The 24,500-nt window shown below is 61.9% G+C and carries 20 protein-coding genes; 13 read left to right on the top strand and 7 right to left on the bottom strand.

The genetic code is table 11. The features are described from left to right. Nucleotides 1–26: 26 nt before the first annotated feature. The 9 genes from H8A92_RS00885 (at nt 27) to H8A92_RS00845 (ending at nt 15,076) form a co-directional block, all read left to right on the top strand. Nucleotides 27–1,310, top strand: coding sequence for a CaiB/BaiF CoA transferase family protein (locus tag H8A92_RS00885; protein WP_229193971.1), 1,284 nt, complete (start codon nt 27–29; stop codon nt 1,308–1,310). A 357-nt stretch (nt 1,311–1,667) separates the two neighbouring features. Then, nucleotides 1,668–2,504, top strand: a complete 837-nt coding sequence (locus H8A92_RS00880; RefSeq protein ID WP_229193969.1) for a thiolase C-terminal domain-containing protein — start codon at nt 1,668–1,670, stop codon at nt 2,502–2,504. Continuing rightward, the gene (locus tag H8A92_RS00875) at nt 2,501–2,971 is read left to right on the top strand and encodes a Zn-ribbon domain-containing OB-fold protein (RefSeq protein WP_229193967.1); all 471 of its coding nucleotides are present in this window, start codon (nt 2,501–2,503) and stop codon (nt 2,969–2,971) included. The genes H8A92_RS00880 and H8A92_RS00875 overlap by 4 nt, the downstream gene beginning before the upstream one ends. A gap of 555 nt (nt 2,972–3,526) precedes the next feature. After that, complete coding sequence (locus tag H8A92_RS00870) at nt 3,527–6,610, top strand: Ig-like domain-containing protein (protein ID WP_229193965.1); 3,084 nt, start codon at nt 3,527–3,529, stop codon at nt 6,608–6,610. Nucleotides 6,611–6,638: 28 nt separating this feature from the next. Next, a complete protein-coding gene (locus tag H8A92_RS00865) occupies nt 6,639–8,804 on the top strand; it encodes a type I secretion system permease/ATPase (RefSeq protein WP_229193964.1) in 2,166 nt (721 codons plus the stop codon). After that, nucleotides 8,794–10,248, top strand: coding sequence for an HlyD family type I secretion periplasmic adaptor subunit (locus H8A92_RS00860; protein WP_229193963.1), 1,455 nt, complete (start codon nt 8,794–8,796; stop codon nt 10,246–10,248). Before H8A92_RS00865 ends, H8A92_RS00860 begins: the two co-directional genes overlap by 11 nt. After that, nucleotides 10,245–12,224, top strand: coding sequence for a tetratricopeptide repeat-containing sulfotransferase family protein (locus tag H8A92_RS00855; protein ID WP_229193962.1), 1,980 nt, complete (start codon nt 10,245–10,247; stop codon nt 12,222–12,224). Before H8A92_RS00860 ends, H8A92_RS00855 begins: the two co-directional genes overlap by 4 nt. After that, complete coding sequence (locus H8A92_RS00850; protein ID WP_229193961.1) at nt 12,217–14,175, top strand: tetratricopeptide repeat-containing sulfotransferase family protein; 1,959 nt, start codon at nt 12,217–12,219, stop codon at nt 14,173–14,175. Before H8A92_RS00855 ends, H8A92_RS00850 begins: the two co-directional genes overlap by 8 nt. A gap of 79 nt (nt 14,176–14,254) precedes the next feature. After that, nucleotides 14,255–15,076, top strand: a complete 822-nt coding sequence (locus H8A92_RS00845) for an adenylyl-sulfate kinase (RefSeq protein ID WP_229193960.1) — start codon at nt 14,255–14,257, stop codon at nt 15,074–15,076. 285 nt (nt 15,077–15,361) lie between these two features. Here the strand turns inward: H8A92_RS00845 and H8A92_RS00840 are convergent, their stop codons facing one another. The 7 genes from H8A92_RS00840 to H8A92_RS00810 all read right to left on the bottom strand — a co-directional run bounded on the left by H8A92_RS00840 (nt 15,362) and on the right by H8A92_RS00810 (nt 20,748). Beyond that, nucleotides 15,362–15,583 carry a hypothetical protein gene (locus H8A92_RS00840; protein WP_229193959.1) on the bottom strand — a complete coding sequence of 74 codons (222 nt, stop codon included), beginning with the start codon at nt 15,581–15,583 and terminating at the stop codon, nt 15,362–15,364. Nucleotides 15,584–16,081: 498 nt separating this feature from the next. Further along, on the bottom strand, nt 16,082–16,219 hold the full coding sequence (locus H8A92_RS00835; protein WP_229193958.1) for a hypothetical protein: 138 nt from the start codon (nt 16,217–16,219) through the stop codon (nt 16,082–16,084). 254 nt (nt 16,220–16,473) lie between these two features. Next, nucleotides 16,474–17,106: an isochorismatase family protein gene (locus H8A92_RS00830; RefSeq protein WP_229193956.1), complete on the bottom strand. Its 633-nt coding sequence runs from the start codon at nt 17,104–17,106 to the stop codon at nt 16,474–16,476. A gap of 37 nt (nt 17,107–17,143) precedes the next feature. Then, the gene (locus tag H8A92_RS00825; protein WP_229193954.1) at nt 17,144–18,175 is read right to left on the bottom strand and encodes a 2,5-dihydroxypyridine 5,6-dioxygenase NicX family protein; all 1,032 of its coding nucleotides are present in this window, start codon (nt 18,173–18,175) and stop codon (nt 17,144–17,146) included. A gap of 23 nt (nt 18,176–18,198) precedes the next feature. Further along, nucleotides 18,199–18,993 (bottom strand): alpha/beta fold hydrolase, encoded by a 795-nt coding sequence (locus H8A92_RS00820; RefSeq protein WP_229193952.1) that lies wholly within the window; start codon nt 18,991–18,993, stop codon nt 18,199–18,201. Between the two features lie 10 nt (nt 18,994–19,003). Further along, nucleotides 19,004–19,756 (bottom strand): maleate cis-trans isomerase family protein, encoded by a 753-nt coding sequence (locus H8A92_RS00815; protein ID WP_476695691.1) that lies wholly within the window; start codon nt 19,754–19,756, stop codon nt 19,004–19,006. Then, on the bottom strand, nt 19,753–20,748 hold the full coding sequence (locus H8A92_RS00810; RefSeq protein WP_229193951.1) for an amidohydrolase family protein: 996 nt from the start codon (nt 20,746–20,748) through the stop codon (nt 19,753–19,755). The genes H8A92_RS00815 and H8A92_RS00810 overlap by 4 nt, the downstream gene beginning before the upstream one ends. A 227-nt stretch (nt 20,749–20,975) precedes the next feature. Here H8A92_RS00810 and H8A92_RS00805 point away from each other — a divergent pair, with 227 nt between their 5' ends. The 4 genes from H8A92_RS00805 (at nt 20,976) to H8A92_RS00790 (ending at nt 24,496) form a co-directional block, all read left to right on the top strand. Further along, entirely contained in the window at nt 20,976–21,620 is a 645-nt protein-coding gene (locus tag H8A92_RS00805) for a MarR family winged helix-turn-helix transcriptional regulator (protein WP_229193950.1), read from the top strand. Nucleotides 21,621–21,848: 228 nt separating this feature from the next. Next, complete coding sequence (locus H8A92_RS00800) at nt 21,849–22,868, top strand: ABC transporter substrate-binding protein (protein ID WP_229193949.1); 1,020 nt, start codon at nt 21,849–21,851, stop codon at nt 22,866–22,868. After that, the gene (locus tag H8A92_RS00795) at nt 22,855–23,679 is read left to right on the top strand and encodes an ABC transporter ATP-binding protein (RefSeq protein ID WP_229193947.1); all 825 of its coding nucleotides are present in this window, start codon (nt 22,855–22,857) and stop codon (nt 23,677–23,679) included. The genes H8A92_RS00800 and H8A92_RS00795 overlap by 14 nt, the downstream gene beginning before the upstream one ends. 40 nt (nt 23,680–23,719) lie before the next feature. Continuing rightward, entirely contained in the window at nt 23,720–24,496 is a 777-nt protein-coding gene (locus H8A92_RS00790) for an ABC transporter permease (protein ID WP_229193946.1), read from the top strand. Nucleotides 24,497–24,500 lie beyond the last annotated feature (4 nt).

The following is a 24,500-nucleotide window of genomic DNA, read 5'->3' as shown; positions in this document are numbered from 1 at the left end:
ACACACTCAAACGGGCGGATATCCCGATGCTGGAACAGCTTGAAGCCGACTTCCCCGAGCACACGCCTCGTCCCGCTGGAGCCCGGAAAGCTCTCGAGGGAATCCGCGTGATCGATTTCTCGCATTTCATCGCGGGACCGTTTGCGACCATGATACTCGCCGATTTGGGCGCCGAAGTGATCAAGATCGAAGCCCCGGGCCGCGGGGACGATTTGCGCCGTTATCCCCCGGTACATCCCGATCTCAAGCACGGCGCGCCGTTCCTCTGGACCAACCGGAATAAATGCAGCGTTGCCCTCGATCTCAAGTCCACTGAGGGGCTGAAGCTCGCGCGTGAGCTGATCGCGACGGCGGACGTCGTTGTCGAGAACTTTTCGGCGAGTGTGATGGCACGGCTGGGGCTCGACTACGAGAGCTGCCGCAAGATCAAACCCGAGATCATCTATTGCTCGGTGTCGGCCTATGGCCGCGACGGGGCGTTTTCGGATCGATTGGGATTCGATCCGATCGCGCAGGTCGAAAGCGGCTTCGTGTCGATGAACGGCTATGCCGACCGGGAGGGCGTACGTGCCTTGTCGCCGGTGATGGATATCAGCACCGCGATGATGGCCAGCAATGCGATCCTTGGTGCATTGTTCGCGCGCGAGCGCAGCGGGCAGGGCCAGGCCATCGAGGTGTCGTTGTTCGAGAATGCCGTGCTGATGACCGGCTACGCGACCATGCAGTCGCTCTTCAATGATGCGGATCCGAAGCGAAGCGGCAACACCAGCCCGGACACCTGTCCGTCGGGCGTGTTCCCGGCGAGTGATTGCACTTTCTATATCAACTGCGGCAACGACAAGATCTTCCAACGCTTGATGGCACAGGTTCTCGATCGCGAGGATCTCGCGGCGGCCGAGATCTATGCAACCGGCCCCGATCGAATCCGCAGGCGCGACGAATTGTTCGCAATTCTCGGCGATGCCTTCGGCCGCCAGCCTTGGTCGTACTGGCAGTCGCGGATGCGGGCCGCCGGGGTGCCCTGTGGCCAGGTGCGCACCGTTGGCGAGGCGATCCGTTCTCCGGAGGCAAGGGAGCGCGGGATCGTCACCCGGATTCCACATGAGACGGTCGGGTGGGTGCCGAATGTGAATCTGCCGATCCGCTATTCGCTGACGCCGATCGTCGATCCCGTTGCGGCACCGGCGGTTGGGCAGCACACCGAAAGCGTGCTGCGCGAGCTGCTCGGCTACGACGAAGCGGAGATCGCGCACCTTGCCGAAGGCGGGGCCTTCGGCAGCGAACCCTCGCGACAGAATGCCAAGCCGTGACGGCACGCGGTCGAGGCGCACGGACGTTGAGAGGCCGCGTGGCCGTCATCGGGATCGGTGAAACGGAATATTATCGGCACGGCGCTTCGCCCGATCCGGAATTCAAGCTCGCGCTGAAGGCCATTCTGGCGGCATGCGAGGATGCCGGGCTCGATCCGCGCGAGATCGATGGCTTCTCCTCCTACAGCGACGATCGCAGCGAGGCGTCAAGGTTGGCTGCGGCGCTGGGTACGCATCGATTGCGCTCCGCCACCATGCAATGGGGCGGCGGTGGCGGCGGTTGCTGCGCGGCGGTTGCCAACGCGGCGGCCTCGATCGTCGCCGGCCTCGCCGATTGCGTCGTGGTGTTCCCGCTCATTGGCGCAGGGCCAATATGGCCGCTTTGGACAGGCGGCCGGTATCCACACCGTTTCGGGCGAGCGGTCATATCTGATGCCTTACGGCGTGCTGGCGCCGCCGCAGCGCTTTGCCATGCGCGTGCAGCGCTACATGCACGAGCACGGCGTACGGCAGGAGGCGCTACGCGCGATTGCACTCGCTTCCTATCATCATGCCCAGGCCAACCCGCGTGCCGTGATGCACGGCAAGCCGCTGGACGCCGGGAAGTACGATGCCTCGCGCTGGATCGTGGAGCCGTTCCATCTCTACGACTGCTGCATGGAGAACGATGGAGCGGCCGCGCTGCTGCTCGTATCGGCCGAGCGCGCCCATGACTTCAGGCGCAAGCCGGCCTATGTGCTCGGTGCCGCCTTCGGATCGGGACATCGCGCGGCGGCGACGGCACACAACGCGCCGCTCTATGCGACTTCGAGCTTCGATACCGTGGCGTCTGATCTCTATCGCATGGCCGGAGCAGGGCCCTTGGATGTGGGCGTGGTCCAGGCGTATGAGAATTTCACTGGCGGCGTCGTGATGGCACTGGCGGAACACGGCTTCTTCAGGCCCGACGAGGCCAACGACTTTCTCACCTTCGACAATCTGATCGCACCGACCGGGAGGCTCCCGCTCAACACCAGCGGTGGCAACCTTGCCGAATGCTACATGCACGGCCTTGAGCTGGTGCTGGAAGCGGTCCGTCAGGTACGTGGAACGTCGACGAGCCAGGTTCGACGAAACGACGTGGCGTTGGTGATCGGCGGTCCGATGGTGACGCCGGCCAGCAACCTCATTCTGGGTTCGGAGGCGACGTTATGAGCGGACCCGCGCACTATCTCCCTGCCGGATTGCCGATTCCGGTCGGCGAGCCGGACGGCCTCTCGACACCTTATTGGTTGGGGTTGCGCGAAAGCCGTCTGCTGGTGCAACGCTGCGATCGCTGCCGTTCCTGGCAGTTCGGCCCCGAATGGATTTGCCACAACTGTCATTCCTTTGATCTCACGTGGACCGACGTCGAGCCGACCGGCCGCATCTATAGTTGGGAGCGCGTGTGGCATCCATCGCATGCGGCACTGAAGCAGCACGGGCCATACGTCGCGCTGCTCGTCGAGTTACCACACGCCGGTGGCGTACGCATGGTGGGTAATCTGCTGGGCGATCCCCGCCAGACTGTGGCCATCAGAGCTGAGGTTGAAGGGGTCTTCGAGCATCACCTGGAGGCCGACCCAATCTTTTCGTTGCTGCAATGGCGACTGAAGCGAGGCCCTGACGAGGCCGGCGCCTAGATCGTCGAATCCAAGACGGACGTATCACCCCGAATGACGGAAGCGTCGTGACGGGTAGAATGGGTTTCCGCACTGATTGCGGTTGTGATGAGCGCTCGCGCGCTCTTCGGTAAACTCCACTAGCGGCAGCGTCAAATCAGCAATGCTAAACGCAATGTGCGAGAGCAAGAGTGCAGCAGAACTCCCATTGCATTCCGGAACACACGAAGCGCTGCGCATGAACTCCCGGCAATTGTTGGTCGCGGACGACTCAAGTTGAAGCGTTGAGCAATCACGCGTGCGCTTGATGAGGTAAGGCCTGCGCGCGCGTCATCTTGATTGTCATTCGCGCAGATCTCGCTCGAAACGATTTCGATCCAAGGGTGTTTTATTACAACTTGAAACGATAGGTGTTGTGGGGTCGTGGCAACTGTGCAATGCTGACGACGCTTACCCGAAATATTTGTGGTCCATCGACCGAAATGCGCAGTGTCGCGAGCTCCTTTTCCAGGAGCTTCCGCGAGGAGAAGTCAGTTGTAGTCGTTCATTTTTCATCAGTGATAGAGGGAGGCGACGATGACGTTGGTCCTCAAGAGCAAGGATGGCATCTGGTATTGGTCAGATGGAAACCTCTTAGACGTCAGTTTCCCGGCCGCCCTCCACGGAAAAATAGACGGAGTTTTTCTTCCCACTGATCCAACCTCACCGCCGGCAGCGGAGGTGGTATGTCCCCGAAGTATCACGTTCACTGTGCCGGGCTCGCCGGGCGCGACTGTCACGGTTGTCGAGGACGGTGGCAACCTCGACTTCACAGTGAACATGCTTGGGCCGAAGGCCGACCTGTCGGGGCTCTTCTTCGATCTTACCAACAACAAGCTATCCGGCCTTACGGTCAGCGGCGATCCGCAGATCACGCAGTTCGTGACTGGCGCGGGCAGCGTGATCAACCTGAAGAATGGGGTGAATCTGAACGGCGCCAAGGTGCCGGCGTTTGACGTCGGCATGGAGTTCGGGTTGGCCGGCATAGGCAGCGATCATCTGAATATCCAGTCCGCGAGCTTCGTCTTGAGCGATAGCGCTCATGACCTGTCAATTGATGACCTGCATCCGGCAGGTGAGACCGGCATCGTCGGGATTAGAACGCTGAGCGTTGGGCAGAAACTTGAAGCTGTGGCGCCATATGCGCCGACGGCGACGCCCGATACGGTCACAACTCTGGAAGATACATCGATCACGATTCCGGTGAGCGCTCTGGCGACCGACAGGAACGGCGGCGCGATCCTGAGGATCAGCGAGATCGGTTCGGGGGCGGAAGGACCGCAGTACGGCACAGTCACCATCGCACCGGACGGTCAGAGCATCATCTACACGCCGACGACACTCGATTACATGGTCGACGGGATTCTCACCGGCAACCAGGACGCGTTCCAGGTCTGTGTGACCGACAGCTTTGGCGGCGAAGTCACGAGCTTCGTTACGGTGAACGCCACGCCCGTTGCCGATCCGCCGAAGGTGACCGATCAGATCGCCGCACCGCATGCGGGAGACGCCGCGACAACGGTCAGGTTCGACGTGACCGTGACATCGGGGGACTTCGCCACGATCGATCAGATGTCGGACTATATCAAGAGTCTGGCTCTTTCATTGACCGGTACCAATACCAGCGGAATTACCGTCACGGATACCGCCGGCTTGTTGTCCGGCAACCTGATCAACGCCCCAGCCAATCCGGGACAGTTCACGGACGAACTCGTTGTCTCACTACCTTCGGGATCGACGTTCAGTGACACCCTGTCGATGACCGGAACGAATGCCGAGACCGAGAACACCGGCGTTCCGCCCACCGCGTCCACCACGATCAGCCAGACCATCACAGCGGATACCGAGACGACGCTCGAGGATACGCCGATCACGATCCCGATCGGCAATCTGGTCAGCGGCGCGAACATGAAGATTACGCAGGTAGCGCCAGGACCGCTTGGGCCCAAATACGGCACGATCAGCATCGCACCCGATGGACAGAGCCTCATCTATACGCCGACAACCCTGGACGACATTGTGAACGGGATGCCGACCGGAGATCAGGATGTCTTCCAGGTCTATTCCTCCGACGGTGCCGGCAACAACGCCGTCACGCTGCTCACCGTCAAGGAAACGCCGGTGGCGGACACGCCGTCGGTCGATGTGAAAGTTCTGCCGATGCAGCCCGGCGACCCGATCAACGAGGTTCGCCTGCAAGTCACTTCTCGATCCGGCGACTTTGGTACCGTGAACCAGGGGTCCGACTTCATCCAGAGCATCGCGCTGAACCTGACCGGAACCACGAGCGCCAGTTCGATCACCGACACGCTCGGATTGCTGTCGGGCAACACGATCACGCTCAACTCCTCCAATCAGGGCAGTTTTCAGGATGAGATCGACGTCCTGATGCCGACGGACACCTCGGTTGTCGATTCGCTGGGTATCACGGCGACGGCGGCCGAGACGGAGAATACCGCGGTCACCGCCTCGAACAGCACGAGCCAGTCGATCGCGATCGACAACGTCAAGACATCGAACGATCTGAACTTCCAGACTTCCGGTCAGAGCATCTGGGATACGGGAGCAGCCTTCAGCAAGGACTTCAACACCGGGTTCCTTGGCATCGACAAGAGTTACAGCACCTCGAAGAAGGCTGTGATCGGCACACTGGGCATCTCGACCACGATCGCAAGCGCGGGCGCCAATCTGCACTTCAGGGCCGGGGTGCAGGCGGACCTGAAGATTACGGCCGGCGACATCAGCGCAACGCTGCCGTTCCAGGTCGGATTGGACTCGACCTATAACAAGACGACCGACACCCTGCAGATCATGGCGACCGACATGGAACTGGGCAATGGGCACTTCACGGCCCATGGGCCAAGCGGATCCTTCACCTTCGGGCTGGATCTCGGTCTCTCTGCCGGTGCACACGCCACCGTTTTTGGTACCGGTCCCAGCGTGAATGTAACCGTCGGGTCGTTCACCAAGCCGGTGCTGGGCTTCAGCCTGAAGAGCAGCCAGCTGAGCACGACCATCGACCTGAAGGGGGGATCGCTGACCCTCGCATTCCCCAACGTGAACACCAACGGCAGCAACCCGAACCCAGGTACGATCTCGGGTACGGGAACGAGCAACGATATCGTGAACCTCTCGGGCGATCTCGTCGCGATCGCAAGCAACATCCTGCTTGGCTCCGACGTGACCGACATCAACGTTGGTCCGTTGTCGATCGATGTGCTGGATCTGATCCTGGGCATCGGCCTGAACGTCGTCCAGAAATTCGATCTCAATTCGTCCGGCCTGGTACCTGCGCTGGTCCTGGAGGACGGAACGGTCGAATCCCTGTCGTTCGGCACGCCGCTGACGATTCCGAACGCGTCGACCCACGACTTGAACCACGACGGCAAGATCGACCTCAATCTCGGCTTGGTGCCGGCCGCGACGTTGACCAACAACACGTCGCTCGGCGCCACAATGAATGCCTCGATCACCGCGCTGGCGCTGTCGGTCAGCCACATCGGCTCCTTCACGGCATTCAAGGCCGGGACGACCGTCCAACTCGGTACATTCCCGCCGATCTACAACAAGACGTTCGCGTTGAATGGTTTCGGGCAGCAGACCGTAACGCAGACGGTGTAGGTGTCGATGTAGTCGGTCGAGTCGGGCTGTGGCAAACGTCGATCAAGAGCAATCGGGGCCCGTATCAGTCATCGCCGGGGCTGATACGGGTTTGATCGCGCTCTGCCAGATTGCGCGACATTTGGGCGTCCCGGCGAACCCCGTCGCCATAGGCCGCCATCACCTGGCGGCTGGGCAAAGCGCGAGCGATGAAGACCTGCTTCGCATCGCGCGACGTCTTGGATTGCGGGCGCGGTTGGTAAAGACAGGCTGGGATCGGCTCGAGAAAACGCCACTGCCGGCGATTCTCGTCAACAAGGACGGTCGATTCAGCATCGTCAGCCGTCTAGTCGATGGTCGGGCCGCCGTGCACGTCGCGGGCGCTGCACTCCCGCATCTCGTGGAGCGCTCGGAGCTGGAGCAGGAATGGACGGGCGAACTGATTCTGCTCGGCAAACGTTTTTCGCCCACGACGCTGGTCAATAGCTTTGACGTGCGCTGGTTCCTTTCGGCCGTGCATCGCTATCGCTATGTGCTTTCCGAAGTCCTGGTCGCATCCTTCTTCCTCCAACTGCTCGGCCTCGTGTCGCCGGTGTTCTTCCAGGTCGTCGTCGACAAGGTGCTGGTGCATCGGGGCTTGTCCACGCTCGATGTGCTGATGATCGGCCTCGCAACGGTGTCGGTGTTCGAGGTGGCACTGGGTGCGCTGCGGACCTATGTGTTCAGCCACACCACCAACCGCATCGATGTCGAACTGGGCGCGCGGCTGTTCGATCACCTCCTGGGTTTGCCGCTGGCATATTTTGCCCACCGCCGTGTCGGTGATTCCGTGGCGCGCGTGCGCGAACTGGAGAATATCCGCAACTTCATCACCGGCTCGGCGTTGACGCTCACGATCGATCTGTTTTTTACCTTCATCTTCCTCGGGGTCATGTACCTCTACAGCCCCATGTTGACGTGGATCGTTGTTGCGTCGTTGCCGCTCTACGTGATCATCAGCCTGGTCTTGACCCCGGTGCTGCGCCGCCGCCTGGATGAGAAGTTCGCTCGCGGTGCCGACAATCAGGCCTTCCTCGTCGAGTCGATCAGCGGCGCCGAAACCATCAAGGCAATGGCGGTCGAACCGCAAATGCAGCGACGATGGGAGGAACAATTGTCCGGCTATGTCCGGGCAAGCTTCCGTACGCAGACGCTGGGTAACATCGGCGGGCAGATCGTCCAGTTCATCAACAAATTCACCATCGTCGTCACGCTCTATCTGGGAGCCAAGGGCGTGATGGCGGGCGAGCTCACTGTCGGCGAATTGGTCGCCTTCAATATGTTGGCTGGACGCGTGGCCCAGCCGGTGCTGCGCATCGCACAGCTGTGGCAGGATTTCCAGCAGGCCAGGCTCTCGATCGCTCGCTTGGGCGATATCCTGAATACGCAACGCGAGCCGGCGCAATTGGGGGCGGCCTCGCTGCCGTCGATCAAGGGCGAGATCCGGCTCGAACATGTCACGTTCCGCTATCTGGCAGGTGGACCACCGGTCCTGACTGATGTGTCGCTGAATGTGGCGCCGGGCCAGGTGATCGGCATCGTCGGACCATCGGGATCGGGCAAGTCCACCCTGGCCAAGCTGGTCCAGCGCCTCTACACGCCGGAATCCGGCCGGGTGCTGATCGATGGGGCCGATCTTGCGATGATCGATACGTCCTGGTTACGCCAGCAGATCGGCGTCGTGTTGCAGGACAATGTCCTGTTCAACCGCTCGGTGCGAGAGAACATCGCGCTGGCCGATCCCGGCGCGCCGATCGAGCAGATCATCCGCGTCGCGACGCTGTCGGGCGCACACGACTTCATCCTGGAGCTGCCTCACGGCTACGACACGATGATCGGCGAACGCGGTGCATCATTGTCCGGTGGTCAGCGCCAACGTATCGCGATCGCCCGCGCGCTGATGGCAAATCCCCGAATCCTGATTTTCGATGAGGCCACGAGCGCACTCGACTATGAGAGCGAGCGCATCATCCAGGAAAACATGCGTCGTATCGCGGCGGGCCGGACCGTGCTCGTGATTGCACACCGGCTCTCGACGGTCCGCGGCGCCGATTGTCTCATCACGCTCGACCGCGGACGAAAGGTGGAGGAAGGCACGCACGAGGAATTGCTCCGGCGGTCAGGACGCTATGCCCAGCTCTACCGGCTACAGTCGGGGATCTCCAATGCCGTCTAACGGGGCTCCTGCCGGTCGTACGGCCGGCAAACTGATCCTCTTCCCGCGGGGTTCGGCGACCGAGCGGCGAGCTGCGGAGCGGGAGTTCCTGCCCGGGGCGCTTGAGATCATCGATACGCCGGCTTCGCCCACCGGGCGTCTGATGATTGCGGTCATCGTGCTCCTGGTGGCGGTGGCGGTGACCTGGGCCTGTCTTGGCAAGGTGGACATCATCGCGGTCGCGAACGGACGGCTGATTCCGGCCGGGGAGGTGAAGCTGATCCAGCCGCTGGAAATCGGCGTCGTGAAGCGGATCGCGGTTGCCGAAGGCGATCAGGTTCGACGCGGTGATGTCCTGATTGAGCTCGATCCGACCACGACCGGAGCAGACGTCGAGCGGATAGCGCGCGATCTGATGCAGGCGAAACTCGATGCATCGCGCCTGTCGGCGCAGCTGACCGGAGACTCGGGCGCTTTCATTGTCCCGTCGGACGCAGACCCCGCGCTGGTCGAGACGGCAAGGCGACAATTGTCGACCGAGCTGGCGCAGCACCGGGCCAAGCTTGACGGCGTCGATCAACAGATTCAGGCCAAGGCGGCCGAGCGGGACGAATCAAAGGCAACCATCGCGAAGATTGATGCGACCCTTCCTCTGCTCGAAGAGAAGGTGCGGATGTACCGGGAATTGCTGGAGAAGAGTCTCACCTCGAAGGTCAACCTGCTTGAGTCCGAACGGCAGCTGGTCGAGGCAATACATACCCGCACCGCAACACAACATCACGTCGACGCGACGGCCGCGCAGGTCGCGGCGTTGACGCAGCAGTGGAAGCAGACCGAAGAGGAGTTGCGGGATCAGGACATCAAGGAACTGGTCAAGGCGAACCAGAATGCCGCGCAGTTGTCGCAGGACGGGATCAAGGCCCGACAGCGTACCGTCTTGCAGACGCTGCGCTCACCGGTCGACGGGACCGTTGAACAGCTGTCGGTCCACACAATTGGCGGCATAGTGACACCGGCGCAAACGTTGATGGCTGTGGTCCCTCGCGAGTCGAAGCTCGAAATCGAGGCGGTGCTGCCGAACCGTGAAGTCGGCTTCGTCGAGATTGGCCAGCCCGCGGAAGTGAAGATCGAGGCATATAACTATACGCGCTACGGCCTCCTGCACGGCATCGTCCGGCTTGTCGGTCACGACACCTTGCGATACGCGCACCCTTCCGGTGACGCAGCCGGCAAGGATCCGCTCGCGGCGAAGGAGCAACCTCCGCAAAGTTCTTCGGAGCGCGAGTCCTCTTACATGGTGCGCATTGCCCTCAACGAGACTGCGATCGACACCGAGCAGGGGAAAATGCAGCTGGGGCCCGGCATGGGAGCGACAGCGGAGATCAAAACCGGACAGCGGCGTGTAATCGAGTATGTCCTGTCGCCGATCATGAGATACCGACACGAGAGTCTGCGCGAGCGATGAGCAAGGCATCCCAGGCAACGGCGAGGACGAACACCGGGCGTGGTCCGGCCGAAGAATTCCGCGCGCAGCTGGTTCAGCTGTTTGAGGAGAACGAGGGGTTCCGCGAACAGGTGACGGAGATTGCCGACGCGCTTTCCGCTGCGGTCACGGCGCACAAATCCGGCAATCTGGAGCAGGCGGAAGCCGGATACCGCGGCATCCTTGCAAGGCTGCCCAACCATCCGCAGGCGCTGCATATGCTCGGCGCCATCGAATTGCAGCGTGGCAACGTCCAGGCGGCCATCGATACGATCCGGCGAGCGATCCAGGTTCATCCCGGCCATCCCGAGGCATGGGTCAACCTCGGAGCGGCGCTACGCGCGATCAATGACAACAAGGAGGCCATGAGCGCGTATCAGCGCGCCATCAAGCTCAAGCCTGACATGATCCTGGCCTACACCGAACTTTCAAGGCTGCTGATGGAGATCGGCCGCTATGAAGCGGCAGTGTCCTATTGCGAGGCGGCGGTCGCGATCGATCCCGGTTCCATGCCGGCGCGCATCCAGCTCGCCATTGCCTTTCGGTGGGCCGGGCGAGTGCAGGACGCCAAACGCCACTGGTCGGAGATCATCGCCCTGGCGCCCAACAGAGCGGAAACCTACTACGTGCTCGGAACGCAGTTCAGGGATCTGGGACAGTTGCCGGAAGCACTGCGGTGCCACAACAATGCACTGGCCCTGAAGCCGGACATTCCCGAATTCCTGTGTGCGAAGGGCGCCACGCTCATCTACCTCAACCGGGCCGACGATGCGTTGGGGTGCTTCGAACGGGCAGAAGCGCTTTCACCTGATATGCCCGATGCGCTCGCTGGCATCGGTTGGGCGTTGCGATCGCTGGGGCGGTTCGAAGAAGCCGACGGTTATTCCCACAAGGTCCGCGCTCTCAGCCCCGGGGATCTGCGATCTTACAAGCACGTTTTCAGTGAGGGGAAGGCGCTGGAGGTCGAAGAGGAACTGCACCTCATTGAACTGCTGGAGCGCTCTGATACAGGCACTGACGGTCGCATCACCGCGGGTTTCGGCCTTGGACGCCTGTTCGACAAGGCCGGGCGATATGACGAAGCGTTTGCCCGATATGCGGCGGCAAATGCGCTGGTGCGCGAAATCTGGCCGAGGATGGCCGATCAATTCGACAAGGACGGTTTCAGCGTCCGGATTGAGCAACTGATCGAAGGTTTTCCGGATCGTTCGAGCGTGGCACCGGCAGATTTCAGCAACATGTCGGAATTGCCGGTATTCGTGGTGGGAATGCCGAGATCCGGCACCACGCTGGTCGAGCAGATCTGTGCCAGCCATTCACGCGTATTCGGAGCGGGTGAGCTCGGCGACATCATCCGGCTCGACAATGTCCTGAACAGGCCGGACGTTGCCGGCTCGGTGGACAAGTTTCATCAGACGGCGCGTCAGCTCGCGAAGGATCACATCGTCAAGCTGTATGGCGATGCAAAAGGCGCATGTCGCGTCGTCGACAAGATGCCGGACAACGTTCTTCACGTTGGTCTTGTCATGCGATTGTTTCCCCGGGCGCGGATCATCTGGTGCAGTCGCGACGATCGCGATACCGCGCTGTCGTGCTACTTCCAGATGTTCTCCCCGGGAGCCCAGCATTTTTCCTATGACCTCGCCGATTGCGGCCACAGGGCGCGGCTGATCGATCGTTTGGCCCGACACTGGATGACGTTACTGCCCAACCGGATGATCGAGATGAATTACGAGACGCTGACCGCCGATCTGGAAGGTCAAAGCCGACGTCTGATCGAATTTCTCGGTCTGGAATGGGAGCCTGCTTGCCTGGACTTTCACCTCACCGAACGGCCGGTCTCGACCGTCAGCTACTGGCAAGTCCGGCAACCCCTGTATCAGAGCTCGGTCGGGAGATGGCGGAACTACGAGAAGCATCTCGGTCCTCTGTTCGAAGCGTTGAGCCGGCATGAGTGACACAATCGCCATGGTGCCCGACGGCGCGCCGCTGTCGCCGGCATCTTCCTCCGACATCCCGACGCTGCTGAGGGATGCGATCGACGCGTACGGAAACGGGCAGGGGCAGGACGCAGAGCGGCTTACGCGCCGCATCCTGGCACAGCAGCCTGATCACCTGGCTGGCCTGCAGATATTGGCCGCGATAGCCGGGCAGACCGACAGGCTGCCGCTTGCGTTGAAGGTCGCGCAACGAGCGGTATCGCTTCATCCTGATCTTGCGTCCACTCATATCCAACTGGCCAACTTGCTCCGACAGGCCGGCAATCTTGCGGACGCCATTAAAGAGCTCGAAGTAGCGCTGCGTCTTCAGCCGGACAGTGCCGAAGCCCAGAATGATCTCGGGCTTGTGCACCTGGCCGCGAGCGATTTCCGGCGAGCTGCTGATTGCTTCGCCGAGGCGCTCCGTCTCGATCCGAAGTCCGGGCTCATCCATTACAACATGGCGCTCGCGTCGGAGGCGCTCGGTTCGCTCCCCGCGGCTATCGACTGCTATCAGGAAGCCACGCGGCTGCGGCCGAGCCTGGTGGAAGCACACTTCAAGCTCGGCCTGCTGCTGGAAGAGCAGGGCCATCGCGAGCGTGCCGGCGAATGCTTCCGGGCTGCTGCTGCCCTGCGACCTGGCACGGCTTTCGCGCTGTTGTGTGAGGCCAGGGTACAGGGCTTTGCGAGCGACGACGCTGCGGCAGAAGAGCTGGTCAGGCGTGCGATCTCGCTTGAGCCGCGCAGAAGTGATGCGCATGCCATGCTGGGTACCATTCTGATGCAGGGAGGACGCTTCGAGGAGGCCGCTGCGTCATTCGATCTGGCCAACGCGCTCAATGCCCAGGACATATTGGGACCAGTCGGACTGGTCGAGGTGAAGCAGCTCTCAGAGGCTGACAGACCCCTGATCGGGCAATTGGAGCTCAAGCTGGAAAACCCGGCCATCACCGGGCACGAGGCGGTTCTTGTCCATTTCGCGTTGGGCAAGGCTTATGACGATCTTGGTGAGTATCGTCACGCCATTGAGCATTTCGACAGCGCCAATGCCCTGAAGAAGCGCGTGAGGAACAAGCGATATAACCACGAGGCACATGCGGGCCTGGTCGACCGATTGATCCAGCGCTTCACGCCGCAATTCATCGCGCGCAACCGGGACATGGCGAGCCAGTGGGATGTGCCGGTGCTCATCGTAGGCATGCCGCGCTCGGGCACCACATTGGCGGAACAAATTCTCTCAAGCCATCCTGAGGTCGCCGCAGGTGGTGAGCTGACCTTCTGGACCGATCGCGCTGCTGATTTCGGAGTGGATCGCGATGGCGGGATCGATCCCGCATGGATGCGGGAGACACAGAGCGTATATCAGGTCATGTTGAGGCAGATCTCTCCTGACGCGCGCAGGGTCACCGACAAGCTGCCGCAGAATTTCCACAATGCCGGGCTGCTGCATGCAGCCTTTCCCGGCGCTAGGATCATCCATTGTCGGCGTGACCCGATCGATACGTGCCTTTCGATCTATTTCAACAACTTTGCAAACGGTATGGACTTCTCCTTCGATCGAGCCTGGATCGTCGATTACTATCTGCAATACGAGAGACTGACCGACCATTGGCGGAGCGTGCTGCCCCCGAGCTTTCTGCTCGAGATCGGGTATGAGGAACTGGTCGGGGCGCCTGAGCCGGTCATACGAAGGATGCTCGACTTCTGCGGCCTGGAATGGAACGAGGCGTGCCTTCAGCCGGAGCGGAATCAACGAGTGATCAAGACAGCGAGCTTGTGGCAGGCGCGGCAGCCGATCTACGGCACCTCTGTATCCCGATGGCGGCGTTACGAACCGTGGCTCGATGTCTTCGATCGCTTGCTGGCCGGGGGGCATCCTCAGACCCGCCGCGTCCTTTCGAAGCAAGGCAGCGAATGGCAACGCAACTGAGAGACGCGGCATTGACCCGTTATGCGCTGCCCGCCACGTCGGAGCTCGGGCGGCATGACAGGGAGCTTGGAGGGATACAATGAGAGTCACCGCTCCGCGAAAAATTCTCATCATGGGACTTCCAGGCGCCGGCAAGACGACCTTGGCCAACGCACTTGCACCGCGACTTAACGCCGTGGTCTTCAACGCCGACGAGGTGAGAAGCAACGTCAACAAGGATCTTGGTTTTGACGAGGCCGATCGCATTGAACACGCCGCTCGGATGGGCTGGTTATGTGACCAGGTCGTGCGGACGGGCGGCTTCGCAATAGCGGACTTTATCTGTCCGACACCGGCAGCGCGTGCAGCTTTTCTTAAGGGAGGTGCCGCCTTCGTGGTCTGGCTGGACCGGATTCAGATAAGTCGATTTTCTGACACCAACCGGCTGTTCGTGATGCCCGAACAGTTTGACGTTCGCGTCGATGCGGAAGGCTTGCCCCAATACTGGGCGGAGCAGATTTGCCGCCTGGTCAGGCCGGTGTTCAATTCGCAGAAGCCCACAGCGCTCTTCGTTGGTCGCTATCAGCCGTTTCATGACGGTCACAAGGCCCTGATCGTGGAGGGTATTCGTCGGGTGGGCCAAGCCTGTATCGCCGTGCGTGACACGACAGGGGTGGATGCGAGCAATCCTTTCGACTTCGAGTATGTGCGATCCCGAATAGAGCACGGACTACGTGCTTACGAAGGTCTGTACGTTATCGTTCGGGTGCCGAACATCACCAGCGTAATGTATGGAAGAGATGTGGGGTACACGATCGAGCGTCTCGATCTCGATCAGTCAGTGCACCAAATTTCTGCGACCAGCATACGTGCCGCGGAGGTTCGGACGTTTGCGATCGGCCCAGCAGCGACGGCGGAATAGGTAGCAAGAGGTGCGATCGCCGGAGGCATGCGTGTGGGACGTTACGCGTGGGTGAGCGCGGTTAGGCCGATACCGAATTTGCTCGTGCGGTTCGTGCCGCTGCAACAAGCTTTCTTGGCGGCTGCATCTGCTTGCTGGGTAGGCCGCCCTTCAACCGATACGGCCGCCACGATCGCGCTCAGAATTTCTCGGAGATTGGCATCGAGTTGATCCACGATCCCGGAGCGTCCAATGAGGTAGAGACATAGCGGGTCGCATCTGCACTCCACCCCGATTTCGTGTGCGCTAGGTGTGCACCGCCAGATCAAATGCGGTACAAGCGTGTGCAATTTTGGCTGGTTTGGCGTGCACAGGTGTGCACTTGTTCCCGCTCCAGTCCCCTGAGATGATAGGGGTAAGAGGGTCGACATCCACGTTTTCCGCTTCGGCGAACGCTACGGTTTTATTGAGCCAGCCCTCGACAAGCTTCAGGGACTGCGTGCATTGCGATATCGCTTCATAATACATCGTCTGATCCTCTCCTGAATTGTGGGCCTCCACGACCGTGGTGCGAGCCGCGTCGCGTGGGTCTTCCTTACCGCGTATCGCGATGAAAGGCTTTGGCCGCCTTCTTCTGCAGCGCTTCCATTGCCTCGATATACGGAATCGGCCCGTAGCTCACACGAGCGACGCCCAGCCTCGCGAGTTTGTCGTTGGACGGCTGACGTCCGGGTTCGTGAAGTACCCGATAGCATGACAAGACGTGGCCAACGCTCGCGGCCAACTTGGCGGCCGACGTGGTCGGCTACTCCCGCCTCACGGGCGCCGATGAGATCGGAACGCTGATGGACTCGAAGGAAGGCATCGGCTCGATCGAGCTAAAGCGGCGCGGGAGCTCGAGACGGCCCAAGCAGCGGCTCCGGCCGGAGCAAGGCCGGCTCGGCCTTCACGCGCTCGTGTGGGCCCCCCCAAAGGCGCCAGTTGACTTGGCCTGCCGCCCGTTATCGCTGCCGGAGATCGCCCGTTCTAGCCGACATCAGCACCGGCGAGGTCTCCAGCAGCATGCAGGGGCATGTGCGCGATCTCGGAGAGGAGGAGTTCTACCAGCTTGCTGTCACGCCCGCTCTGGTCGTAGGTCTCGGGCATCCGCACTGCTTCATCCATCAGCGCCGCGAGATAGTTTAAACATGTACGGGATAGTTTGCCGCTTCCGGCGGCCCATCTGTTTACTGTAGCGCAGAAGCAGACACGAAGGGCCGCGCTCGATCGGCTTGCTTCCGCCTCCGATCCACGTCGAAAGAGGCGTCTCGCCTCGAACATCCGACGGGCAGGAGTTCAGATGGCGAGAAGGGAGCACACTTCAATTGGCGTTTCGAGGCTTATCAGAGAACGCCTCTCAAGCGGGCGATCTGGAAAGCTCAGCGAGGGAGCCGCTCGATCCAATCGATGATGTCGGCGGCGGTGGTGACGTCGCCGTACTTCTGATCGATGTCGTAGAGATTGGCGCGGTGCGGCGCGTCGGCCCGATCGGCGCAGCAGTCGGCAGGCACCAGCACGGTGAAGCCGGACTGAACCGCGTCGACCGCGCTGGCGCGGACGCATCCGGAGGTGGTCGCGCCGGTGATGATCAGCGTATCGACGCCGGCGCTGGTCAGCAGCGCCGCCAGCGACGTGCCGAAGAACGCCGACGCTCCCTTCTTGGTGATTAGCGCATCGGTGGGCCGGATGCCGGTGGCGGCATCGATCTGTACGAGCCGTGATCCTTCTAGCAGCGCCGCCATGCCGGCCGCCTTCTTCAGCCAGGGCAAGGTCGTCAGCTCGGCAGGCTGGTACGCGATCGTGGTGTAGACGACGGGGTGGCCGCGGTCCCGCGCCAGCTCGGTGATCTGCCGGGTCCGGGCGATCGGCTCCGACATCTCGGCGGCGGTCGGGTAGCTCGTGTCAGTGAAGCCGTAGCTGAAGTCGACGACCAGCACGCCGGGCCGCGAGCCGCGCGGCACGGCATTGCCGAAGCCCGCTTGGCGATAGATGGTTTCCTGATGTGCGGCCATGTCCTGTCCCTCGATGCGCCTGACGACAACGAACTCGTCAGTTGCGATGCATCTGGATCTCTTGCACCACGATGTCGCCGTCTACGACGATTGGCTCGTCATCGAGGAACAGCGAGCAGCCGCGCATCGGGATATCGAGATGGCAGGCGGTGTCGTTGGGGCCGCCGAGTTCGTTGTTCGGCCCGGTCGAGAACATCACGTTGCCGTAGAAGCTGCGCGGCTCCATCCCCATGCCGCCCGGGAAGGCGCCGGCGACAAGGTTGTGCCACTTGGCATTGGGGTTCATGCCCCAGCCGACATGGCTCATGCCGTTGCCGCGGTGATCGTCAAACGCTGCCATGTAGGACTTCACCAGCTCGGCGTCGAGGCCGCCGCGGATGTCGGTGATCCAGCCCTTTTCGATAGTATAGCTGATTGGCTCGCGCACATAGATGTTCTGTGGCAGCAGGATGTCGCCGGGCGCCACCACAATGCGGCCGTCGACGCCGTCGTCATCGCCGCCTGTGAAGACGAAGCCGGACGGCCAGTGATCCCAGCGCCCGGGTTCGTCGGTGCAGGCATATTCGGCGATGGTCGGGTAGGTGTTGAGCCTGTAGGTGACGTCGGTGCCGTGCGGTGACGTAATCCGCATCACCTTGGCGCGGTCGAGCAGGCCGGCGGCGATCTCAACCTTCTCGCGAATTTCTTTGGTGGGCAGCATGCGCGCCAGCAACTCCGGCGGCTCGACCGCGGTGAGGATGCGCGTTCCTGCCGCCTGGATCGCCATCTGCTCCGGCGAGAACAACAGGAAGATGCAGTCGATCAGCATGTCGCAAGCCTTCAGCGCCTCGACCGCATCCGGCATCGCGGCGAGGCCGGTGACGCCGACATTCCAGCCGCTGGTCGGCAGCGGCGTCGGCAGGCGCATGTGATACATGCTGGCGCCGAGGCGCTGGCCGGCGCTCATGAAGGCGTCGGCGTAGTCGAGGCGTTCCTGACCCTGGGTGAGAACGATCAGCTTCTCACCTTCCTTCACGCCCGACATCTTGAGCTGGTGCAGGCAAATCTCGGCGAAAATCGACTGGTCCATGCTTTGGTTACCTCGGTTGATTATCAGGCGGAGAAATCGGAGACGGCTTGCAGAAATCCTTCGAGATCGTCCCACGGGATCATGTGGCCGGCGCGCGCGACGGTGCGGGTCTCGATATGCGGCGCCAGCTTCTGAAACTCAGTGACGTCGTCGGCCTGGATTACGGTGGCTCCGCCGGCGACGACGAGGCGCATCGGCAGCTTGATCTGCGGCAGATAGGCGTGGATGTCGTCGGTGTGGAAGCCGTCATAAGCGGTGCGGATGGCGTCGAGCTGGCAGGTGTGCAGCCACTCGGCACGCAGCGCGTTCTGCTCATCGCTCCAACTCGGGCAAAACCCGCGCATATCCTCGCCGGAGCAACCCTTCTGCGACATCACGATCGAATCTTCGTACCATACCCATGCAGAGGGATATGGCCGTCGGCCCGGCCCACTGACCGGCGGATCGACCAGCACGAGGCCGGAGAAAGTGTCCGCTTGCTTGCGCGCGGCGCAGATGGCGACGCGGGCGCCCATCGAATGGCCGAGAACGATGGGGCGACCGAATTTCCCGGCGGCCACCACTCCGATCAGATCGTCGGCCATTGCGTCGAGGCTGTAGTCGAGCGCGCCGGCCTGGCTCAGGCCCCGGCCACGCACGTCCATGATGGTGACGTCGAACTTTTCGGTCAGCCGCTCGGCAACAAAGCCCCAGGTGACCGCCGGGGAGGTGATGCCGGGGACGATGATCATCTGCGGCCCGTTGCCCGGAAAATGCAGCAGGTGCAGCCGAATGCCGTTGGTGTGAAGATTGTATCCGCGGCTCGTTGCACTGCTCATGAGCGGCACCTCAATATGCGCCGGACAGCAGCGTGCCGCCCCCGGGAACGCGGGTGTTGAGGCCCAGCGCCTTCAGCATCGACCAAGTGGTGGCAATCGCCGCGCTCAGCACCGGCTTGCCAGTGATGGCCTCGGCCATCGGCACGGCAGCCAGTGAGGGCATTTGCACGCAGGCCGATAGCACCACGGCATCGACATCGGCAGTGCGCATTGCCTTGGCGATCTCCGGCAGGTTGGCCGGGTCGTGCGCTGCGACGGCGAGGTTATCGGAGATCTCGAGCGCCCGCCAGTCGACGACGTCGATGCCCTCATTGCGGATGTAATCCACTACGATCTGGGTCAGCGGTTTCATATAGGGGGCGACGAGCGCGATCTTCTTGGCGCCGATCGTCTTGATGCCATCGACCAGCGCACCGGCCGAGCTGACGACCGGGGTAGGGTGTCCGTTGTCGGCGGCGACGTCGGCGAGGCGCTGGGACGATTCGCGATGATAGCCGAGTCCCATCGACATGATGGCGACGAGGCAGGCGTAGCCCATCACGTCAACCCGCGCATCAGAGAGTTCGAGCGCGCAGCGCCCGCTGTCGCGGTCCATCGCGGCTAGTTCTTCCTTGGTGACGTGCTTCATCCGCATCCGCGACGAATGGAAGGTGAAGCGTTCGGGAGACGCGGCTTCACGGGCGCGCAGCAGCGCCGGGATCTCCGTCTCCATGGTGATGTTGGAGCTCGGCACGATCTGGCCGATGCGGAACGAGGTCTTCATGCGATCTTTGCCTGCTTTTGCGTGGTATCGATCTTGAGCAGACGCGCTGCGTTGTCGAAGCAGACGCGCTGCCGGACGTCGTCGCCGATCGGGGCGCTCTCGATGAAGTCGGCGGCGACCGCACTGGATTCGTACGGATAGTCGACCGAGAACATCACAGCGTCATCGCCGAGCTCGGCGAGCGAGCAGGACAGCGCGGCGTGCGAGCACACGCCCGAGGTGGTGATGACGATGTTGCGGCCGAAATACTCGGACGGACGGCGTTCAAGCTTGACGCCCTGCGAGTACACGGCAAAGCGGCTGTCGAACCGCCACAGCAGCATCGGCAGACCCTCGCCCATGTGGCCGAGGATGATCTTGAGCTTGGGGAAGCGGTCAAACACACCGCTGAACAGCAGCCGCAACGCGTGTGAGGCAGTTTCCACACCCCAGCCCCACACGGCGCCGGCGAGTTCAGGCCGATCTGCGTAGGCCACCGGTACCTGCCAGTGATCGATCGGATGCAAATAGAGCGGAACGTCGAGGCCCTGCAGCGTTTCCCAAAACACGTCGTAGACCGGCTGATCATAATAAGCGCCCAGGGTGTGGCCATTTACCAGTGCACCCTTGAGGCCCAGCCGGCTCACAGACCGCTGCAGCTCGCGCGCTGCGATTTGGGGCTCGTGCATCGCCAGCGATGCGAAGCCTGCGAAGCGTGCGGGATTGCGCGAGATCTGGTCAGCCAGGAAATTGTTCGCTTCCCTGGCCCGCTCGGCGGCAAGTTTGGCATCCGGCTCGGCCTGGACGCCCGGCGCGGTCGGCGACAGCACACAGACATCGATGCCGGCATTGTCCATGTCGGCGATGCGCAGGCGGTCGAAATCCTCCAGCCGCGAAGCCAACTCGGTCTGCGCCGAGTCGCCCATGAGCTTCGTGAAGGTCTTGGAATAATTCTGGAATCCTCGCGGCATGAAGTGCTCTTCAAGCGCGATCTTCCGCGTCCTGCGCGTCATCGGGTGAGCGGTCCTTGTCTCTGAGGCCAGCCCGGCGTGCACCTGCGGGTTGCGCGTGACTGGCAGCGATCTCGCTCCGCGGCGGCCTTTGAGGAGCCTCAAAGGCCGTCGGGAAATACGATGTATACTGATCATTCTATTTGTGCTGCGATAGTATGTCAATGTGAGCTATGCTGATTTTTTCGGCGCCGCAAAGCGCGCCGCTCTGGACGAGCTGAGAGGATGGAATGACCGAATTTGACAAAATGGATCAGCAAGCGGGCGGCCCGGCGCCTGGTCGGCTGCCGCTGTGGTCGCGGGTGGGGTATCTGGTTCGACGTCTCCACCAGATCCATAACGCCATCTTCGTCGAGGAGTGTAAGCAGTTCGGGATCACTCCGGTTCAGTACGGGCTGCTGACGGCTCTGCATTACTATCCCGGCAGCGATCAGGTGAATCTCGGCCGAGAGGTCGGTGTCGATCGGACTAATGTGGCCGACGTGCTGGAGCGGCTGTCGGAGCGCGGCCTGGTCCGGCGCGAGCGCAGCCAGCGTGATCGGCGATCGATGATAGCCTTCTTAACGCCTGCGGGAGAGGAGGTTCATGAACAGGCGCGGGTCTGCATGATGAAGGCGCAGGAGCGGTTGCTGGCGCCATTGGCGCCGCCGTTTCATCCGGCGTTCCTGGCGGTCCTGACTCAGTTAGTCGAAGGTAATAGCCAGTTCGTGCCTTCTGAATCTGGCTTCGAGGTCGAGCGTCGCCGCCGCGAGAAGATGCTCTCGCCGCAGCGTGATGCAGTAGCAGCGAAATCCGATCCGGAGTCGGGTGCGGCTGAAGAAGAGCCGCCTGCGCGCCGCAGGCGCCGCAAAGCCGCGGTGTCGCGTGATGATTAGTGCTTGTTGGCGGAGTTCGGCGAGGTGTCCGCGGTGGCCTTCGCGCGTTGCGCCGCAGCAAGCGGATGAGGCAGAATAGGAGGAATTTCTCTTAATCGGGTAGGAGGGCGCGCACTGAAGTTCATGCCTTTGAGGGAAAAATAATCAGTACAGCTCGCTTTTTGGGCTGTTCAAGCCGAACCCTTGTGTTACGCTTCAGGCCAGATGTTCGATCAAAGGAGTTGGCTGATGCGAATAAGTCCAAAAGTCATTCTCAGTGCGCTGGTGATGACGATGACGGCGATCGCCGCGCCGGCGAACGCGATCGAGACCATCCGTGTTCGTCTCGACTGGACCCCATGGGGCGACCAGGTGCCGTTCCACCTTGCCATCAAGAAGGGCTGGTACGCCAAGCAGGGGCTCGACGTGCAACTCGAAGAGGGCACCGGTTCGGTCTCCACCGTGCAGATCGTCGGCAACGGCGCCTACGATGTCGGCCACGCGGCGCTGGCCCCTATGGCGATTGCACGCTCGAAGGGCCTGAAGGTGAAGTCGATTGCGGTGTTCATTCGCCAGAACGATATCGGCCTGATGATCGGCAAGGACTCCGGCATCAGCTCGCCTAAGGATCTGAAGGGCACGAAGCTCACCTTCACGGCCGGTTCGCTGGAAACGCCGTTTCTCGATCGCTTCTTGGCGGCGGGCGGCCTGACCCGCAACGATCTCGAGTTGACGAACGTCGACGCCGCGAACAAGGGTACCCTCTATATGTCTCGCAATGTCGACGGTGCGTTTTCGTCGGCGCCGTTCATGCAGCCGATCTTCGATAAACAGCGCCCGACTAAGACCATTAACTTCTCGGACTACGGTCTGAAGTTCCCGAGCTTCGGTCTGGTCGCCACCGAATCCACGATCGCCGCCAAGGCCGATCAACTGCGCAAATTTGCAAGCGTCACAGCCGGCGCCTGGCAGTACATCCTCAATGGCCATGAAGATGAGGCCATCAAGGCGATTATCGACGCGCGGCCGCAGGCGAAGCTCAGCGCCGAGGTGCTGCGGGAGCAGATCGACATTCTCAAGGGGCTGGTTTCGACCCCCGCCACCGAAGGCAAGCCGATGGGCGTCGCCTCCGAGAAGGATTGGGCAGAGGGCATCGAGACCCTGAAGGAAGGCAAGCTGATGGACAAGGTGGAGACGCCGACCGCCTACTACACCAACGACTTCATCGACGAAAAGCTCGTGAAAGAGATCGCCAATGGCGGCGCTTGATCGTCTCAGCGTGCAATCCTTCGCGCCGGGCGTGGTGCCGGAGCGGGCGATGATCTCAGCCAGTGGCGTGCAGAAGCGGTTCGGCGGACCCACGGGTCTGCTCGCGCTCGAGAGCGTCTCGCTGGACATCGCCGAGGGTGAATTCGTCAGCCTGCTCGGGCCTAGCGGCTGCGGCAAGAGTACATTTTTGCGCTGTCTGGCCGGCCTCGAAAAGCCGACCGCCGGCGAGCTGCTGCTCGACGACAAGCCGATCAACGGCCCCCCGGAAAAGCTCGGCATCGCGTTTCAGCGCGATGCGCTGCTCGACTGGTTCTCCGTGCTCGAAAATGTACTGCTGCCGGCGGATTTCGGCGGTTACGGCCGTAAGGCCTACGAGCCCCGGGCACGTGAACTGCTGGCGATGGTCGGCTTGAAGGATTTTGCCGACGTCTATCCCAGTGCGCTGTCGGGTGGCATGCGGCAGCGAGCGGCGATCTGTAGATCCCTGCTGCTCGAACCGCGGCTGCTGCTGATGGATGAGCCGTTCGGAGCCCTCGACGCGCTGACGCGCGATCAGCTGAACGTCGATCTGCATCATCTCTGGCAGCGCCAGCGTATGACGGTGGGCTTCGTCACTCACTCGATCTCGGAGGCGGTGTTCCTGTCGACGCGGATCGTGGTGTTCAGCGCGCGTCCCGGCAAGGTCGCCGAGGACATCCGAGTCGATCTGCCCGATGATCGCAAGCTCGCACTCCGCGATACGCCAGACTTCATCCGCTACGCGCACCACATTCGCGGCCTGTTCGAGAAGATGGGCCTGATCCACGACTAGGCGTCACCTCGCTCGACGCCACCATCCATCGGGAGTTCAGATGCAGACGAACACACTGAAGCGTTTCGGAATTCCGCTGCTCGGCGCGCTGGCGTTCCTGCTGCTGTGGGAACTCGCCACAGATATTGGCGCGGTGCGTCCGATCATTCTGCCGTCACCCTCGTCTATATTCCGTGAACTCGCTTCAGAGCCGGCGTGGTTCGCCGAGCAGGCGGTGTTCACCGTCGGCGTCGCCTTGCTGGGTTTCGGACTGGCAGTGATCGTTGGGGTCGTATTCGCGATCGCGATCGTCGAGTGGCCGCTGCTCGATCGCTTGCTGTTTCCGCTGTTCATCGCGCTCAACAGCGTGCCGAAGGTGGCGATCGCGCCGTTGTTCATCATCTGGTTCGGCACCGGCGCAGAGCCGAAGATCGCGATCGCGGCGCTGATCGCCGTGTTCGCGATCGTTATCGATACCGCGCTCGGTCTGCATTCGGTGCCGCCGGATCAACTCGACCTCGCCAAGGTGCTGCGTGGCTCGCGGCTAAAGGTGCTGTTGCGCATCAAGATGTACTGCGCGCTGCCGCACATGTTCGCTGGCTTCAAAGTCGCGTTGTCGCTGTCGCTGGTCGGTGCAATCGTCGGCGAATTCGTGTCGTCGCAGAAGGGCCTGGGCTTCGCGATCCTCACCGCGCAGGGTTCGTTCGACACCCCGCGGGTGTTCGCCGCGATCTTCATCCTGTCGCTGCTCGGCGTGGCCCTGATCGGCGCGCTGGATGTCATCGAACGGATGGCGCTGCCCTGGCACGCCAGCCAGCGAAAGGCGACCGGCCACTAGGGCC

The organism is Bradyrhizobium acaciae, from assembly GCF_020889785.1.
Lineage (GTDB): Bacteria > Pseudomonadota > Alphaproteobacteria > Rhizobiales > Xanthobacteraceae > Bradyrhizobium > Bradyrhizobium acaciae.
The sequence above is the reverse complement of the archived record's forward strand: the minus strand, read 5'-3'. Positions and strand labels throughout refer to the sequence as shown.